Genomic DNA, 15,655 nt, shown 5'->3' with positions numbered 1-15,655 from the left:
CCATTTTTAATTCCTTATGAAACGACGGCCTCGGGATCCGCAGCAATGACCGGCTCCTCTACCGAGGCTTTCTTGCGGCGCATCGCCCAGTAGGCCAGCACGAAATATACGATGGTGCAGATGAAGCCGTAGCGGTAGAAGACCGCGCGATTCACATCATACGTTTCCATATCCGGACTGCCCCACATGGTGATGCAGGCCAGAACCATGGTAATGACGAGACTGATGATCGAGGCCCAGGTCAGAATCCGGGTCAGCGCGGAAGTATCCTTTACCGGCTGCGGCGTGCGGGCCGCCAGATAATCCTGATACGCGGCAACTTCAGCATCATAAACCTCATCGGCAGCCACCTCTTCAGGATAGGATTCCGCCGCGCCGTATTTTTTCGCCATCAGCGTGTAGAGCACAATCGTGAAGATCCAGGTCGGAATGAAGAGATAGTAGAATGACATTACATTCAGGGCATTCAGACCGAAACCGAAAACCAGACCGGCAATCCACGAGGCGATCGCAGGCGTACTATGGGTCAGCTTGCGGTATCGCGCCCAGTAGCGGGTGAATCCGATCTTCGGGAAAATCACATGCTCGGCAAACACAATGGCCCCCACCGGAACCACCAGCAGCCCGGCATAGGTCAGCAGCGGAAGCATTTTGGTGAATACAAACGGAAAACACGCCACAACCACCGTCACAACACCGACCGCCAGCGTGGTTTTTTTGCGGGAGTGTTTATAGAAAATCGCCTGTGCCGCGAGACCGGCCCGATAGAGATTGGCATTGGCCGTCGTCCAGCCGGCGATAATCACAATCACGAATCCGGAAAGACCGAGGGCATAGTAGGCCACGTCGCCGGGATCAAGCTCGGTGATCGTTGTTTTCAGCAGCACCGCAGTGCCGGCGCCCATGATGCCTGCGGAAATCCAGGCAATGAAATGACCGAACAGCATCCCCGAACTGGTGCAGAGGCCGTATACTTTTTTCTTTGCGTAGCGGAACAGCGCCATATCAATCAGGCCGAAATGCGTAATGGTATTTGCCGCCCAGGCAAAACCGATCACTTCCAGCAGGCCGATCCCCGGTTCACCGACGGCATTCACACCGGTCCAGATCGACTGATTGCCGATGGCCATGAAATCACCGAATCCGTCCAGCACCGTTTTGCCCAGTACAGCATTGGACAGCGCCGGCATCAGCACCAGCGATCCGCTGGTAAACATGACAAACAGCCAAGGCGCACAGATTCCCGAAAATTCAGAAACCGCATTGAAACCGTACATCGCCACGAAGACCACAATGATGCCCACGGCGAGCACCACCACAACAAACCACGGATTGGTGGGATACCACGCCAGCTGCGCCGGTATTTTGAACAGAAACCGCACCGCCGTCGATGACACCGTGATCATGGCGGCCGATATCACCGTGAAGATGATGACGTTCGCCCAGTTGTACAGCGCCGTCATTTTATCGCCCGCAATTTTATGCAGATAGTTGTAAAGGCTCATCCGTGTATCCACGGCAATCGGTGAGGTGATCATCGTCCAGCTGAGAATCGCCAGAATATTACCGATCAGCAGCCCGAGAATAATGTCCATGGTTTTTGCACCCAGCGCAACAAAGGTGGCCCCGATGACAAACTCGGTGGCGGCGACGTGCTCGCCGGCGTAGAGGCCGAGAAAATGTCCCCAGCCGTGCAGTTTATGCTTTGAGACCGGCAGCTGCTCTTCGCTCACGCTCTCCAGATGTTGGAATCGTGTATTCATGCTCTCTCCTCACTTTCAGTAACAGGCTCATAATTAACCAGGCGTTCCGGCAGCACCGGAGTAGCCCCTTTCTGCATGCAGACAAACGTGGAAACCTCGTTGGTATAAAGATTTACTTTGCTCAGCGGCCACCCCTGCAACACGCCCATGCAAAGCGCAGCCGTGGCCGAATCGCCGGCCCCCACGGAATCCACCGCCAACCCTTCACAGCCGGGACAGTCATCCGTCTCATGAGCACTCAGCAGCAGACTCCCGTCTTTCCCGCGGGTGAAAAAGATCAGCTTCAGGCTGAACATGCGGCGCAATGCCGTCAGCTGTTCTTCGGTATCACCCGTCAGATCAAAATAGCCCGCCAGCACCGGCAGCTCTTCATCACTGAGCTTCAGCACATTGGCCAGCTCCAGCGATTCCGAAACAATCTGTTTCGAAAAGAAGGCCTGCCGCAGATTCACATCATAAATTTTCAGCGCGTTATCCGGCACCTCCCGGATAAAAGAACGGATCGAGCCGCGCGATTCTCCGGCACGCTGCGAAAGCGATCCGAAGCAGACCGCATCCAGCGAGGCCGCAAAATCTTTCAGCGCATCCGGACACGGAATATGATCCCACGCCACATCTTCATGAATCTGATATGTCGGTTTACCCATTTCATTCAGCACCACCTCCACCGTGCCGGTCGGATACTCCGCACTTTCAAAAATAAACTCCGCCGACATGCCCAGCTCCTTCAGGCTTTCGCGAAGTTCTTTACCGAGCGGATCCGCTCCCACACAGCTTACCGGTTTGGCATTGGCACCCAATTGGCCGCAATGACAGGAAAAATTGGCCGGTGCGCCGCCCAGGCGCTTATGTTCCGGAAACACATCCCAGAGCAGTTCGCCGATTCCTGCTACATTAAATGTTCTATTCATGGCTCTCTCCTTCATCCCTCTCGGGTCTGTTGACTTTCCTGAGTTGATAGGCACAGACTCTCATGAAATGTCGGTTTGTACATTTATTTGTAAATTATATGATTGCTTATTATTATCATTTACATGACATTTTATTCATGAACCCCTCCAAACCAAAGTACTTACAGATATCAGAGAAAATTCGTATTTTAATCCGGAACCAGACGTATAAACCCGGCGATCTCCTTCCCGCGGAACAGGATCTGGCAAAAAAATACGGGGCCTCACGCCCCACCGTCGCCAAGGCGCTGAAGCTGCTGACCGACGAAAAACTGGTCCGGCGCCGCGCCGGATTCGGCACCCAGGTGCTGGCACCGGGCAAATCCGCCCTCACCGCCGCCTTCCTCATTCCGCGCATCCATGAAACCGAGATTTTTGAACCCATCTGCGCCGGCATCACTCAGACCGCCGCTGAAGCCGGAATGCAGATTATCCAGTCTTCGGAATTCAGCCGTGAACATGACCCGCGCGCTTTTGCCGAAACAATGACCGAGGAATTTATCGATGCCCGGGTAAACGGGGTTTTCTTCACCCCCATTGAACACATCCCCGGACAGCAGGAATTTAATCTGGAAATCATCAAACGGCTCGGGCGCGAAAGTATCCGCGTTGTACTGCTCGACCGCGACGTCTATCCCTGGCCGCGCCAGACCCCCTACGATCTTATCGGCATCGACAACATCGAAGCCGGCTACATTATGGCCAACCACCTGCTGGGCAACGGCTGTAAAAAACTCGCTTTCGTCTCCGGTACCTACCCCGCCGTGACCGTGCAGCTGCGCCGCATCGGCAGCCACGAAGCTCTCGTTCAGGCCGGCCACCGGGCCAACACCCTGCTTGATGTGGAACTCGATGCCGATCAGCCGGAACGTGCAGCCAAAGCCCTTCGCAAAGCAGGCGTTCAGGGCATTATCTGCGCCAACGATGCCACCGCAGCCCCTCTGCTCCGCGCACTGCTCGATCTCGGAATCGACCTTCCCCACGAAATGCAGGTCTGCGGTTTCGACGATGTAAAATACGCCTCGCTGCTCAGCGTCCCGCTCACCTCCTACCGGCAACCCACCAAAGACATCGGTCGCGTTGCCGCGCGCGTAATGATCAACCGCATCAAAACCCCCGACAGCCCGCCCGTCCGCGTCACCCTCAGAGGTCAGCTCGTCATCCGCGAATCCTCCTGCGGCCCCATCGACTGATTTTCAAGATTTGACCCATTTTCCCGGAACCGTACTCGGATCACAAACCGTTTGAACAATACACGCGAGCGTAGAAGAGCAAATTCACCCGCCCAAAAAACTTCAGCTTTCCAACCCGTGGAAAAACTTAACTGCCCCCCATTCCGATCTTCATGTGAAATTATTCGCCTGCTCTCAGTCATGTAAGTTTTCGTGCCGGTCTTCCCCATATCAAGCTCCCGCACCTATCAGCAAAGAGACTGTAAAACAGTTGTAACTGAATTATCGTGGCTGAAATCAAACCCGATAAAGAAACAGCTCTTTCAGAGCCCCCTCAAAAAAGAAGTTGAAAAGCTCTATTTTGTCTGCAAATGAAATAGAAGCGATCAAAGCTATGACAGAAACACGCTGCGTCATAATCAACGGATGAAAAATACAGATTATCCCATAGTGGACGTCCGGCCCTGCTTTAACGGTTATGACACCACGTTTCATCGATCGCATCTGTCGATTTAAAATGGAAGTGAGGACGACCTCACCGCTCCGTAATGCGTTGGGGACGGCCCCGGGAAAAGAAAGGACAAATTATGAATTGGGCAATCCTGATTCTCGCGGGACTGTTTGAAATGGGATGGGCGGTGGGCCTTAAATTCACAAAGGGTTTTACACGACCAGGTCCCACACTGTGGACCATCTCAACCATGCTGATCAGCCTGTGGCTGCTCAGTGTTTCCATGAAGACGCTGCCGGTCGGAACCGCCTATGGGGTTTGGGTCGGCGTTGGCGCAGTCGGCACCGTGATTCTCGGAATTATACTCTTTGGCGAACCGGCAAATGCAGGCCGGCTGATCAGTGTTGCATTCATTGTTGCCGGCATCATCGGCCTGAAATTGACAACGGTACATTAAGCCCTATGCCAAACTGCGCTTTCGCTTTTTTACGCTTCACCGGATCACGGAACAGGATCTGACCTCCCAGCCATCCTTCTTCTTGTGCATTCCAGCGGCCCGTCCTATACTGCTTTCCGCTCGGAAGGCATGGAAACAGGAGGCCATATGACACCTGAAAATACAGAACTGCTTCAGCAGCTGCTGGACAACATGACGGATAACATTTTCTTTAAGGACCGCGATTCCCGTTTTATTCTGATGAACCGCTCCTGCGCCCAGTGGAACGGATTTGAAAACCCGCAGGCTGCGATCGGAAAAGATGATTTTGACCTGCTGTCGGAAGAGTTTGCCCGAACCGCCCGAAATGATGAACTGCATATTTTTGAAACCGGCGAACCGCTTAAAGCCAAAGAGGAACATGTGGAGTGGGAAGACGGGCACATGAAATGGGTATCCACCACCAAAGTTCCCTTGCGCGACCGCGATGGACACATTACCGGATGCATCGGTATCGGCCGCGATATCACCGAACTGAAACAGAAAGAGGAAGAACTCGAAGCCGCATTGAACGAACTGCGACGGACCAATGCGCTGCTGCGGCAGGCCAACGAGCAGATTGCCAGCGACCTCCAGATGGCCGCACATCTGCAACAGACCTTCCTGCCTCACAACTATCCGGTTTTTCTTTCCGGCGATGGCAAACCGCTCCTCGATTTCCACTATTTCTATGAAGCCGACAATAAACTCGGCGGCGACTACTGTGCCGTGCATCGGCTCGACGACCACCGCGCCGGGCTGCTGATCTGCGATGTGATGGGCCACGGCGTACGCGCCGCATTAATTACCGGCCTGATCCGGTGCATTAGCGACCATTTGGCAACCCACCTGTCCTCCGCCGGCGAATTTCTGACCACGCTGAACCGGCAGCTTCATCCTATGCTACAAAGTGAAGATGCCTTTCTTTTTGCCACCGCCTGCTGCCTTGTTGTTGATGTACGCACCGGCGAACTGACCGGGGCGGTCGCGGGCCACCCGGCCCCCTATCTGATCCGTCCCGGAGAACACAGTGCCGAACCGCTTCCGATCGCCGAATCGGATACCGGCCCGGCCCTGGCCATCACTCCCGATTTTGAATACAGCACGTTCGCCCTTCAGCTTCAGCCCCGTGATGAAGTGCTGATGTATACCGACGGCATTGTTGAAGCTGAAAATGAAACCGGCGAGGAGTTTGGCGAACGACGGCTCCAGGAGCTTCTTATCCGTGAAAACGAGGTCACATTGAAAGCGCTGTTTCCCCGGATTCTTGAAGCTGCCCGGGCGCATGCCGGCAGCAGCAAACTGGGGGACGATGTCTGCCTGCTCGGATTTTCGCTGAATGCACTTCAATACTGAATACGCAGCACATCCAGCAGATTTTTTATGACGGCACAATATCACCGACGCCGTTGAGAATATAATCCGGACCATAGGCAAACTGTTTGACATTCTCGCGCGAACTGACTCCGCTCAGCACAAGGCAGGTGGCAATCTCCGCTTCAATACCCGCGATCATATCCGTATCCATACGGTCCCCGACAATCACCGTCTCTTCACGCTGACACCCCAGCTTTTTCAGCGCATTGCGCATCATCAGCGGATTGGGTTTCCCGACATAATAGGCCTTACTGCCGGTCGCCAGCTCAATCGGCGCCAGCAGCGCCCCGGTTGAAGGAATCAGCACGCCGCCCTCCACCGGGCCGGTGAGATCCGGATTGGTACCGATCAGCTTGGCTCCTTCGTTCACCAGCCGGGTGGCTTTGCAGATGCGGGCATAATCATAATTGTCGCCTTCGCTCACCACCACATAATCCGGATTGGTATCGTTGATGGAATACCCTTCATCATAAAGCGCATTGATGATCCCGGCATCACCGATCACATAAGCTGTTCCGTTCGGCTTCTGGCTGGCCAGAAAAGCCGCCGTTGCCCGGGCACTGGAATAAAAATGGGATTCATCGACATCCAGCCCCATGCGTCCCAGTTTTTCGCTCAGCTCACGCAAGGTCAGCGCGCTGTTATTCGTGAGAAACAGAAATTTTTTATGCTCCGTCTTCAGCCAGTTCACAAACTCCGCAACACCGGGCAGCAGATTTTTACCGTGATAAATCACCCCGTCCATATCGCAAATGAACGCCTTTTTATTCCGCAGAATTTCCATGATTGCTCCTGATTGAAAAGTCTGCACACGATACCCCCTTTTCCAGGCATTGGAAAAGCAATCATACACGTGAAATATTCCGGCCGCCGGGAAATCCAGCAGCCGGAAATGAGCGCCGTCAATACCAGTAAACAGAAAGCCTTCATGCTGGTGAAGTTCCCCATGAAGGGGACATAAACATAACACCGGTTTCATTAAGTTAATGATGAAGATGCACTAAAATCCGTAAAATCAGCGTTTATTGAAAAAGGACATCAATCATGAAAAAAGAAACCGCGATATTTTTTGCCCTTCTGACCGTGTCAGCGGGATTTGCCCAGCGCAGCGCACCAACATCGACAAATGATGACCGGCTGAAAAAGCTGCTGGAGCGGCGGCCGGAGCTCGATGCCGACAACGACGGGATTTTAACTCTGGCCGAACTGCGGGCCGCTCGCGGTCAGATAAAAAAACAGCCGCAGAATAATCAGCGGAAACGGCTGCAGAAACGCACCCCGACCTTTTCCGATGTTTCCTACGGAGCATATGATTCCATGACGTTCGATTTCTGGCAGGCGGAATCACAGACCCCCGCTCCGCTTTTCGTTTTCATTCACGGCGGCGGATTCCGAAGCGGCGATAAATCGACCCTCAACCCGATTCTGCTCGAAGGTTTTCTATCCAACGGCGTATCCGTGGCCTCGATCAACTATCGTCTTTCCGGGATCGCCCCTTTCCCGGCTCAGATGCACGACAGCGCCCGGGCCATCCAGTTCCTCCGATCCAAAGCCGGAGCATGGAATATTCATCCCGGAAAGGTCGCGGCCGGCGGCGGTTCGGCCGGATCCGGCATTGCCCAGTGGCTTGCATTTCATGACGACCTTAAAAATCCGGAAAGCCAGGACCCTGTTGAACAACAGTCCACCCGCCTCACCTGTGCCCTGGCCTTCAGTATGCAGTCCACCTACGATCCGCGTGTAATACAGAAAATCATTCCCGGCATCGCCTTCGATGATTCCGCGTTAAAACCGTTCTACGGACTTCCCGCCGACTGGAACTGGGAAACGGACCCGGTCGACAAAAAACTCGATGCGCTGATCAAAGAGGCCTCGCCCATCAATCATCTGACTGCGGATGACCCGCCGGTCTTCATCTACCACTCGGAAAAAACCCGCCAGCCCGGCAACATTCATCATCCCGACTTCGGCATCCATCTGGCTGAAGCCATGGATAAACTGAACATTGATTATGTCCGGACCACCAGTGCCGACTACGACTCCCGCTCCGCCCCCTTTGAAGCGATGGTTCAGTTTGTCCTTCGCTATCTTAAATAATGCAGCACTCCCCGATACCGTCCTGAAAAAAATCCGGCCATTGGAAATTTCAACGGCCGGAACGGTACCACCTGAGCACAGGAGCAGAATCAGACTGCAGGAACCGGATGTTTCACGGTTTCCATATTTCCGTTTTTATCCTGACGGATCTTAATCCAGCAGAGCCATTCATCGTCGTTGCGCTCCGGATAATCTTCACGGTAATGGCTTCCGCGACTTTCTGTTCGCATCAGCGATGCCCGCAGTTTCATCTCGGCATTGAGCACCATATTCGCGGTTTCATGACAGAGGCGCAGCTCATGCAGATCATCCGCTTTCAGCAGCGGAACCTGATGATCGCGGATATATTCAATATAGGTCAGCGCAGCCTGCAGCCGTTCTTTGCTTTTAACATAAAGAATAAAATTCGGAATCATCACACTCTGCATGGTCTGGGTCACCCAGCGCGGGGAAAAACCGCGTTCCCGCAGATAGGGGGCATACATATCGCTCCGGATCAGGTTCAGATCTTCATCGGTCACCCGGCTCGCCTGTACTGTCGCTGCATAACGCGCCGCAGTTTTTCCGGCCAGCGCTCCCTGCGCGGCGGAACCGGCGAGCGAAGAGCCGACCTGTGTATAAATTCCACCGTTCTGCATGGAGCAAAGCGAATCACCGGCAGCATAGAGTCCCGGAATATTGGAAGAACATTGATCATCCTGAGGAAACAGCCCTTCCGCCTTATGATTCGACATCCCCGCCGAAACCCCGCCGATCACGATGGGTCCCTTGCTTCCTTTTCCTCCGGGCGGCGGGCCGCCATGACCGCCGCCTCCGGGAGGACCTCCCGGACCACCGGCCATTTTATCCCCGTCCGGAGGCGGGCCGCGCCGATCCCCGGATTCGCCGCCGCCGGGCGGCGGGCCGCGGTGCGCGCCCTTTTCACCGCCGCCGCGAGGCGGTCCCATCATGCCGCCGACAGACGGGCCGTTTTTTTCGACCTCAATATTCTGCTCAACGCCGAGCATGCCGCGGATTTCCTCGGTATTCGAAGCGGTGATCATCGGCTTTCCTTCCAGACCGAAATTGGTTCCGCCATGTCCGTCTACCCACTCTTTTCCGCTGATCTCGGCCCCGATACGGTAGGCCATGGCATCCCCATCGGCCGTCTGGGCTCCGATCTGCCAGCCGGTTGGTTTAAATCCGCTGGCTCCGGTGCAGAGAATGACGCTCCTGGCATGAATGGCAATGGACTCGTTTTTATCGATGTAAAGTCCCATCGCTCCGGCCGCTTTTCCGCCTTTCTCCAGAAGATGAGTGAGCATGACGCGCTCAATGACCCGGATCTTTCGTTCTTTGAGCGGTTTGTTCATCGCCTTGGTATAGGTGGCCTCTTCAAAAAAGCCCCAGGATTCCAGTTCATCAACCACAGCGGCCGACTGATCGAGCAGCAGTTCCGTGTAAGCCGGGTTGTTCATATACTCTGCCGCTTCGGCGGTTTTCATTAAGTATTCCGCTTTGCTCATTCCGTCCTTTTCATCGAACCGGAAAATACCGCGGGCAAACGGGGTCTGGCCGGACCGGCCGACCGCGCCCTTGTCCACCAGCACCACCCGTGCCCCGCTGTCGTGCGCCTTCACCGCGGCAAACACCCCGGCCATACCGCCGCCGACCACCAGCACATCGGCAGTCACCTGCATCAGCTTTCCTGCGGTTGCATTTTTCTTTTTCACCGACGGGCCGACACCATGCGATATCGGCGGGCGGGCTTCGGTGCCGGCCGGCATTTCCCGGTTTGCGTAAGCGGCGGCACTGATCACCGCACAGCCGCCACCGACCGCACCGAGAAATCCGCGACGTTTAAATTTGGTATTAAGCGGGTTCATGCGTTTCTCCTTCGTAAATTTTTACAGGGGCTGCTTTATGCACCGGCAGATAGGCCAGCAGCAGGCTGATACATGCGGTCCCGGCCGCCAGGATCCAGAAAACCGACATCACCAGGTTGCTGTGCCGTCCGATCCGGATGACATGCCAGGTTGAAAAGACGGCAAACACCAATGAAAGGATTCCGTGAATGATGCGGAACGTCTGATAGTTTAAATATTTCCGAACAAAGGCCAGAGCAACAATCAGCAGCAGCAGGAACCAGGCAATGATCCCCGTGAGCATTAACGGCGATTTAACCATCAGAATAAGATTCTCCAGCGGATTCGACTCCTCCACCAGAAAGCGACGGCCGATCATCAACACCGGATGCACGAGCATGAACAGGCCGCCCACATAGCCGATATATTTATGCCAGCGCATCGTGCTGGAAAATTTCATGGGCGCGGCCTCGCGGGCATAGAGCCGGGAAAGCCAGAAAAGGCCCAGCAGCAGCCCGAAACCGGCCAGACTCAGAAAGAGCACCCACTGCTGATAGGTATGCCCGACCGGCACATCCTGCCCCAGAGCCAGCAGCACCGGAACACCGGCGAATAGAGCAAAATAGAGCGTTAGAAATATCATTTTTTTCATCGGTTTATCCCCATGCGGTTACGGAAGGAATGACCCGTCCATCGGTAATAGTGATCGCATCCACCGGACAGTATTGCTGGCACAGGTAGCACACCTGACATTCCTGCAGGTATTTAATCTCCGCCTTGCCGTTTTTTTCATTCAGCCTCAACACATCGGTGGGACATGCGGAAACACAGGTTCCGCATCCAATACATCCGTCTATTCGTTCGATTGCCATAAGCACGGCCTCCATGGGTTGGTTTCCAATTGTTGGAATCCAGATTAGCGGAAGAAACCTTAAGGAAAGGTTAAGCGACCGGCGCCGGAAAAAATCCGGCCATTGGAACACGTCCAATGACCGGATCGGTTGTTGGGAGGAAAGATAACGTCGACCGCCCGGGGGATCCCGGAAGGTGGAGGAGGCAGATGCCCCCGGACCGTCGAACAGATGATTACCGACGTCCGCCGCGCTGTCCCTGCGGAGGACCCGACGGCGCTTCGGAAGAGCTGATATATCCGTCGCCGTTCTGGTCGAGCTGCGTGAAGTGTTCGGACGGTCCGTCAAATTCAGAGCTCGAAACCTTGCCGTCGCCGTCTTTATCCAACCGCGTAACAAAGTCCGCTTCGGAACGGCTCCCGGAGACAGTCCCCTGCTGCGCCCCCGCCGGGTTCTGCATACCCTGCTGACCGGACCGGCCGGTGGACGGCGGACCGGACGGCAGTTCGTTGCTGCTCAGGTAACCGTCCCCGTTGGCATCAAACTGCGTAAAATGTTCAGACGGTCCGTCGAATTCCGTCTTCGATATTTTTCCGTCGTTATCCTTATCCAGCCGGGCAATCAGCTGCTCCGCGGTCGGAGGTTCACGGCGTTCCTGCCCGCCCTGCTGTTGTGCAAGAGCGGCTCCGGCGGCGAATACGGCTGCGATGATGAGTTGTGTTTTCATAGTATCTCCATTCTTGTTGGTGAAATGTTCTGTGCTGTTTTCGATCGTTGAATGTGAACATAGCACCCGCTGCCTTAAGAATACGTTAAGCGGAGAGCGGATTTGATTTATTCAGGATTTATCTACTTCAACGCCACCATCGTTCGTCTCCGCAGCCTTCCTTCCGGGTATGGTGCAACGCCTCACCCCGGACAGGAAAATCGACATATATACTGACGCATCATACGCATATATGAAACAATGCGTTGAATGTCGGAAAAGTCGGCTTCCTGCGGCCTGTGAATTCCGGCAGTACAGCATTGGGGAATAATATGAATGCGATTTCTTTTGGAATATCCGGAGGACCGGACGGACTGGTGGTGCTGCTCCTGATCCTGCCGACTGTTTTCTGGATTTGGACGATAGTCGATTGCTCAAAGCATGAATCGGCCGAAGGAAGTGACAGACTGGTCTGGCTGATCGTTATTATTCTGATCGGAATTATCGGTTCGCTGACCTACTGCTTTGTGCGAAGACCGGCTCGGATCCGGGAACACCGGCTGCAAACCGACGGTGAAGATGATTCGAAAAACGCCCTGTGCTAAATCCCGTATTTTATTCCGCAATATCCAACAGCGCCTCGGTTTCACCCAGAGCGGCCAGGCAATTCATAATACCGTAGAACGGCCACACATCGTCCGAAAGAACACCGGCCCGTTGATAGTAACGCCCCGTTTAATCGAAAAAAGTGACATCCTCATCTTAATCTGATCTTAAGGTTCGCCGCTCTATAAAGATCGCATTACAGTATGCATCAAGGAGACAGCTATGAAGTTGCTGATTGTGGAAGATGAAGCGGATCTCAGAGAAGCGCTGGCCATGGCCCTGAAAGATGAGGGCTATGCCGTCGACCAGGCCGAAGATGGCGAAGAGGGTTTTTATATGGCGGTGGAGTGGAACTATGACGCCATCATTCTCGACATCATGATGCCCCGCATGAACGGCTGGGAAGTGATGGAAAAACTGCGCAAAGTTAAAGATACACCGGTGCTGATTCTGACCGCACGCGGTGCTGTGGATGACCGGATACGCGGACTGGATCTGGGCTCCGATGATTTTATGGTCAAACCGTTCGATATGGATGAGCTCGCCGCACGCCTTCGGGCCCTGATCCGGCGCGCCGCAGGAAAATCAACCGCCACACTCTCCTTCCAGGAGCTGGAAATTGATACCGTCAAAAAAACCGTTTCCGTCGAAGGTTCTCCCGTCAAACTCACCGCGTTGGAATATGCGCTGGTGCACTATCTCATGATGCATCGCGATGCCGTCGTCAGCCGCACCGAACTGTATGAACATCTTTTCAACGAGGACGACGACTCCCTCTCAAATGTGCTGGATGTCCACGTCTGCAATGCACGTCGCAAGCTGGGCGGTGCATACATCAAAACCCGCCGCGGCCTCGGCTACACGATGGGCGCCTGAATGAAATCCCACCGTTCCATCCGCTGGATGCTGATCATGTGGAATATGCTGCTGCTCGCTGCAGTGCTGATCACGCTGTTGTTCCTGCACTATCATCTGCAGCGTACTTCGGCCATCAACCGGATCGATGCCACGTTGCAAAGTACCCTGATCGAAGTCCTCCCCACCGTCGCCCCGCCGGACGCCCGCCGCACCGGATTCCAGTCCCGGTTCGACCGGCCGCCGCCGGATCACGAACTGCCGAACCTCGGCCCCCAGAATGACGAAGTCTCCATGCTGGAGACCGAAACCCAGCAGTTTCTCGAGCAGCTGCCCGACGACAACCTTTATCTGATGGCCTGGGATCCGGAAGGCCGCCTCACCCACCACATCGGTCAGACCCCTGAAGTGCAATACACTGATTATGAACAACTGACTGAAGACCGAATGTACATCGTCCGGCAGGGTGCCCGGGAATTGGTCACCCGGCACCCAACCGGAGCCCTCGTTGTGATTGGAAAACCCCTGGATGAAGTCAGCCGGCAGCTCCGAAACCTGCGGGGATACCTTATCCTTATCGGCGGCGGAATTTTTCTGCTCGGCTTCGGCGGCGGACGCATCATGATCGGCCGGGCACTGAAACCCATCCGGGAAATCAGCCGGACGGCAGAAGAGATTTCGGCCGGAGCACACAGCCGCAGAATTGAACTCGCCGATGCTCCGAAAGAACTCGAAAGCCTGGCCGGCACACTGAACCGTTCCTTTGATCACCTCGACGCCGCCATCGAAAATCAGAAACGTTTTTCCGCCGATGCCTCGCACGAACTGCGCACCCCCATCGCCGTCGTGCTGGCCCAGACCCAGGCCGGACTGAAAAAAGTGCGTACTCCTGCCGAATATCAATTGATCCTGGAAGCCTGTCTGCGGGCCGGAACACGGATGAAATCCATGGCCGACAGCCTGCTCGATCTGACCCGTATCGATGGGAAAGAAGCTCCTCTGAACAAAACCGTACAATCCCTAAACAACATCGTTTTCCAAACCGTTGAAGACGCAGCTTTTCTCTCCGATCTGCATCCCGTCGATTTCCACTCTGTGGAAACTTCGCTCAATGCCGATGTGGATGAAACCCGTATTCAGCAAATACTGATGAATCTGATCCGCAATGCCATCCTGCACAATCCTGACGGTTGCCCGATTCATGTTGCTTTAACCCCAAGAAACGGTTTTGCAGAAATCACAATCTCCGATGAAGGCTCCGGAATTCCCGAAGATTCGCTGGCCCGGATTTTTGAACGCTTTTACCGCGCCGATCAATCGCGCTCCCGCGAACAGGGCGGTGCCGGACTCGGCCTCTCTATCGTGAAAAGCCTCGTCGAAGCTCACGGCGGAAAAATCGATGTCCACAACGACGGCGGTGCCGTCTTCACGATCCGGATTCCCCTCGCGTAATCCATGGCCAGCTGAAAGCGGGCGGTATGTTTTGCGTATCGCCGGCTTCCAGCGGCGTTACTTCCCATACTCCCGGCTCAAATCATCCACCAGTTCGCGCATCAGGTCTTTCCGAACGCTCGAACGGCGCCAGTAGAGACCGATGGTGCGCATCGCCCCGCCACCCTTGAGTTTCACATAATGAATCTGCGGATTGCGTTTCGCAACGCAGTCGGGAATCAGCGAAATGGCGCGCCCCATCGCCACCATCTGCAGCAGCGTCTCCATCGATGAAGCCCGAAAGTTTAATACCTCCCCCATGCCGGCCGTAGAACAATATTCCAGCGCCTGACCGCGCAGGCAGTGCCCCTCTTCAAGCAACAGCAGTTTTTCGGCAGAGAGCTGAGCCGGATCCACGGTCTTACGTTTTGAGAGCGCATGGTTCGGTGGAATACCCACATAAAACTCTTCCGAAAAAATCGTGCCGTGCTCCAGTGCGGCATCCTCGACCGGCTCCGCCAGAAAGGCCGCATCCAGCGTCCCCGCCTTCAGCCGCTCAATCAGCACATGCGTCTTTTCTTCGATCAGGTTGATACGCAGCTCCGGATAGCTGTCGATAAAATGATCCAGAATCTGCGGAAAATAATACGGTGCCAGCGTCGGAAACGCCCCGATGGAAAGCTCACCGGAATAGGGATCGTTCCAAAGCCTGGAAAGCTCCTCAATCTCCCCGACCCGCCGCATAATGCCCCGCGCGCGTTCCAGCACCTCGAGACCCGCCGGCGTAAAGATAAATTCCTTGTGTCCGCGCTCCAGCAGTGAGATGCCCAGCTCCTCTTCAAACTTTTTAATCTGGATGCTCAGGGCCGGCTGGCTCACGTGGCAGGCATCCGCCGCCTTATGAAACCCGCCATGTTCATCCAATGCCATCAGATATTTGAATGCCTGTAAATTCATGGCCGAACCATCCATAAATAAAAGTTATCATTCCAGTAAATTCTATATATTTTACAAAATATGAATTATGGATCAGGTTATTGCGCATCGAAGGGAAACAAACTTTGAACGGCAGGATCC

The 15,655-nt window shown here is 54.7% G+C and carries 15 protein-coding genes; 7 read left to right on the top strand and 8 right to left on the bottom strand.

From position 1 onward, the window contains the following. Nucleotides 1-14: 14 nt before the first annotated feature. Nucleotides 15-1,763: a purine-cytosine permease family protein gene (locus P9H32_RS06765; RefSeq protein WP_322608128.1), complete on the bottom strand. Its 1,749-nt coding sequence runs from the start codon at nucleotides 1,761-1,763 to the stop codon at nucleotides 15-17. After that, complete coding sequence (locus P9H32_RS06760; protein WP_322608127.1) at nucleotides 1,760-2,674, bottom strand: carbohydrate kinase family protein; 915 nt, start codon at nucleotides 2,672-2,674, stop codon at nucleotides 1,760-1,762. The genes P9H32_RS06765 and P9H32_RS06760 overlap by 4 nt, the downstream gene beginning before the upstream one ends. Nucleotides 2,675-2,811: 137 nt before the next feature. On the opposite strand from P9H32_RS06760, the gene P9H32_RS06755 reads away from it, so the two are divergent. From P9H32_RS06755 to P9H32_RS06745, 3 genes are all read left to right on the top strand, one after another. Continuing rightward, complete coding sequence (locus tag P9H32_RS06755; RefSeq protein WP_322608126.1) at nucleotides 2,812-3,906, top strand: GntR family transcriptional regulator; 1,095 nt, start codon at nucleotides 2,812-2,814, stop codon at nucleotides 3,904-3,906. A 566-nt stretch (nucleotides 3,907-4,472) separates the two neighbouring features. Further along, the gene (gene sugE, locus P9H32_RS06750) at nucleotides 4,473-4,793 is read left to right on the top strand and encodes a quaternary ammonium compound efflux SMR transporter SugE (protein WP_322608125.1); all 321 of its coding nucleotides are present in this window, start codon (nucleotides 4,473-4,475) and stop codon (nucleotides 4,791-4,793) included. A gap of 147 nt (nucleotides 4,794-4,940) precedes the next feature. Next, nucleotides 4,941-6,167, top strand: a complete 1,227-nt coding sequence (locus P9H32_RS06745) for a SpoIIE family protein phosphatase (RefSeq protein ID WP_322608124.1) — start codon at nucleotides 4,941-4,943, stop codon at nucleotides 6,165-6,167. Between the two features lie 25 nt (nucleotides 6,168-6,192). Here P9H32_RS06745 and P9H32_RS06740 read toward each other — a convergent pair whose 3' ends face one another. Beyond that, nucleotides 6,193-6,972: an HAD-IIA family hydrolase gene (locus P9H32_RS06740; RefSeq protein WP_322608123.1), complete on the bottom strand. Its 780-nt coding sequence runs from the start codon at nucleotides 6,970-6,972 to the stop codon at nucleotides 6,193-6,195. Between the two features lie 260 nt (nucleotides 6,973-7,232). On the opposite strand from P9H32_RS06740, the gene P9H32_RS06735 reads away from it, so the two are divergent. After that, on the top strand, nucleotides 7,233-8,285 hold the full coding sequence (locus P9H32_RS06735) for an alpha/beta hydrolase (RefSeq protein ID WP_322608122.1): 1,053 nt from the start codon (nucleotides 7,233-7,235) through the stop codon (nucleotides 8,283-8,285). A gap of 89 nt (nucleotides 8,286-8,374) precedes the next feature. On the opposite strand, the gene P9H32_RS06730 is transcribed toward P9H32_RS06735, so the two are convergent. The 4 genes from P9H32_RS06730 to P9H32_RS06715 form a co-directional block, all read right to left on the bottom strand. Beyond that, on the bottom strand, nucleotides 8,375-10,150 hold the full coding sequence (locus P9H32_RS06730) for an FAD-binding protein (protein WP_322608121.1): 1,776 nt from the start codon (nucleotides 10,148-10,150) through the stop codon (nucleotides 8,375-8,377). Then, complete coding sequence (locus P9H32_RS06725) at nucleotides 10,137-10,781, bottom strand: ferric reductase-like transmembrane domain-containing protein (RefSeq protein WP_322608120.1); 645 nt, start codon at nucleotides 10,779-10,781, stop codon at nucleotides 10,137-10,139. The genes P9H32_RS06730 and P9H32_RS06725 overlap by 14 nt, the downstream gene beginning before the upstream one ends. A gap of 4 nt (nucleotides 10,782-10,785) precedes the next feature. Further along, nucleotides 10,786-11,001, bottom strand: coding sequence for a 4Fe-4S dicluster domain-containing protein (locus P9H32_RS06720; RefSeq protein WP_322608119.1), 216 nt, complete (start codon nucleotides 10,999-11,001; stop codon nucleotides 10,786-10,788). Nucleotides 11,002-11,215: 214 nt separating this feature from the next. Then, nucleotides 11,216-11,707: an EF-hand domain-containing protein gene (locus tag P9H32_RS06715; protein WP_322608118.1), complete on the bottom strand. Its 492-nt coding sequence runs from the start codon at nucleotides 11,705-11,707 to the stop codon at nucleotides 11,216-11,218. Nucleotides 11,708-12,018: 311 nt separating this feature from the next. Here P9H32_RS06715 and P9H32_RS06710 point away from each other — a divergent pair, with 311 nt between their 5' ends. The 3 genes from P9H32_RS06710 to P9H32_RS06700 all read left to right on the top strand — a co-directional run bounded on the left by P9H32_RS06710 (nucleotide 12,019) and on the right by P9H32_RS06700 (nucleotide 14,599). Then, on the top strand, nucleotides 12,019-12,291 hold the full coding sequence (locus P9H32_RS06710) for a PLDc N-terminal domain-containing protein (protein ID WP_322608117.1): 273 nt from the start codon (nucleotides 12,019-12,021) through the stop codon (nucleotides 12,289-12,291). A 223-nt stretch (nucleotides 12,292-12,514) separates the two neighbouring features. Further along, the gene (locus P9H32_RS06705; protein ID WP_322608116.1) at nucleotides 12,515-13,168 is read left to right on the top strand and encodes a response regulator transcription factor; all 654 of its coding nucleotides are present in this window, start codon (nucleotides 12,515-12,517) and stop codon (nucleotides 13,166-13,168) included. Continuing rightward, entirely contained in the window at nucleotides 13,169-14,599 is a 1,431-nt protein-coding gene (locus P9H32_RS06700) for a sensor histidine kinase (protein WP_322608115.1), read from the top strand. 57 nt (nucleotides 14,600-14,656) lie between these two features. Here P9H32_RS06700 and P9H32_RS06695 read toward each other — a convergent pair whose 3' ends face one another. Beyond that, nucleotides 14,657-15,535 carry a LysR substrate-binding domain-containing protein gene (locus P9H32_RS06695; protein ID WP_322608114.1) on the bottom strand — a complete coding sequence of 293 codons (879 nt, stop codon included), beginning with the start codon at nucleotides 15,533-15,535 and terminating at the stop codon, nucleotides 14,657-14,659. Between the last annotated feature and the right edge of the window lie 120 nt (nucleotides 15,536-15,655).

The sequence above is a fragment of the Pontiella agarivorans genome, assembly GCF_034531395.1.
In the GTDB taxonomy this organism is placed as follows: domain Bacteria; phylum Verrucomicrobiota; class Kiritimatiellia; order Kiritimatiellales; family Pontiellaceae; genus Pontiella; species Pontiella agarivorans.
This window is presented reverse-complemented; position numbering and strand designations above follow the sequence as displayed.

Bases quoted from the DNA above. Each gene is read 5' to 3' on its own strand.
- P9H32_RS06755 (WP_322608126.1), top strand. From the start codon at position 2,812: ATGAACCCCTCCAAACCAAAGTACTTACAGATATCAGAGAAAATTCGT.
- P9H32_RS06710 (WP_322608117.1), top strand. From the start codon at position 12,019: ATGAATGCGATTTCTTTTGGAATATCCGGAGGACCGGACGGACTGGTG.
- P9H32_RS06740 (WP_322608123.1), bottom strand. From the start codon at position 6,972: ATGGAAATTCTGCGGAATAAAAAGGCGTTCATTTGCGATATGGACGGG.
- P9H32_RS06720 (WP_322608119.1), bottom strand. From the start codon at position 11,001: ATGGCAATCGAACGAATAGACGGATGTATTGGATGCGGAACCTGTGTT.
- P9H32_RS06695 (WP_322608114.1), bottom strand. From the start codon at position 15,535: ATGAATTTACAGGCATTCAAATATCTGATGGCATTGGATGAACATGGC.
- P9H32_RS06730 (WP_322608121.1), bottom strand. From the start codon at position 10,150: ATGAACCCGCTTAATACCAAATTTAAACGTCGCGGATTTCTCGGTGCG.
- P9H32_RS06760 (WP_322608127.1), bottom strand. From the start codon at position 2,674: ATGAATAGAACATTTAATGTAGCAGGAATCGGCGAACTGCTCTGGGAT.
- P9H32_RS06725 (WP_322608120.1), bottom strand. From the start codon at position 10,781: ATGAAAAAAATGATATTTCTAACGCTCTATTTTGCTCTATTCGCCGGT.
- P9H32_RS06745 (WP_322608124.1), top strand. From the start codon at position 4,941: ATGACACCTGAAAATACAGAACTGCTTCAGCAGCTGCTGGACAACATG.
- P9H32_RS06765 (WP_322608128.1), bottom strand. From the start codon at position 1,763: ATGAATACACGATTCCAACATCTGGAGAGCGTGAGCGAAGAGCAGCTG.
- P9H32_RS06735 (WP_322608122.1), top strand. From the start codon at position 7,233: ATGAAAAAAGAAACCGCGATATTTTTTGCCCTTCTGACCGTGTCAGCG.
- P9H32_RS06705 (WP_322608116.1), top strand. From the start codon at position 12,515: ATGAAGTTGCTGATTGTGGAAGATGAAGCGGATCTCAGAGAAGCGCTG.
- sugE (WP_322608125.1), top strand. From the start codon at position 4,473: ATGAATTGGGCAATCCTGATTCTCGCGGGACTGTTTGAAATGGGATGG.
- P9H32_RS06715 (WP_322608118.1), bottom strand. From the start codon at position 11,707: ATGAAAACACAACTCATCATCGCAGCCGTATTCGCCGCCGGAGCCGCT.
- P9H32_RS06700 (WP_322608115.1), top strand. From the start codon at position 13,169: ATGAAATCCCACCGTTCCATCCGCTGGATGCTGATCATGTGGAATATG.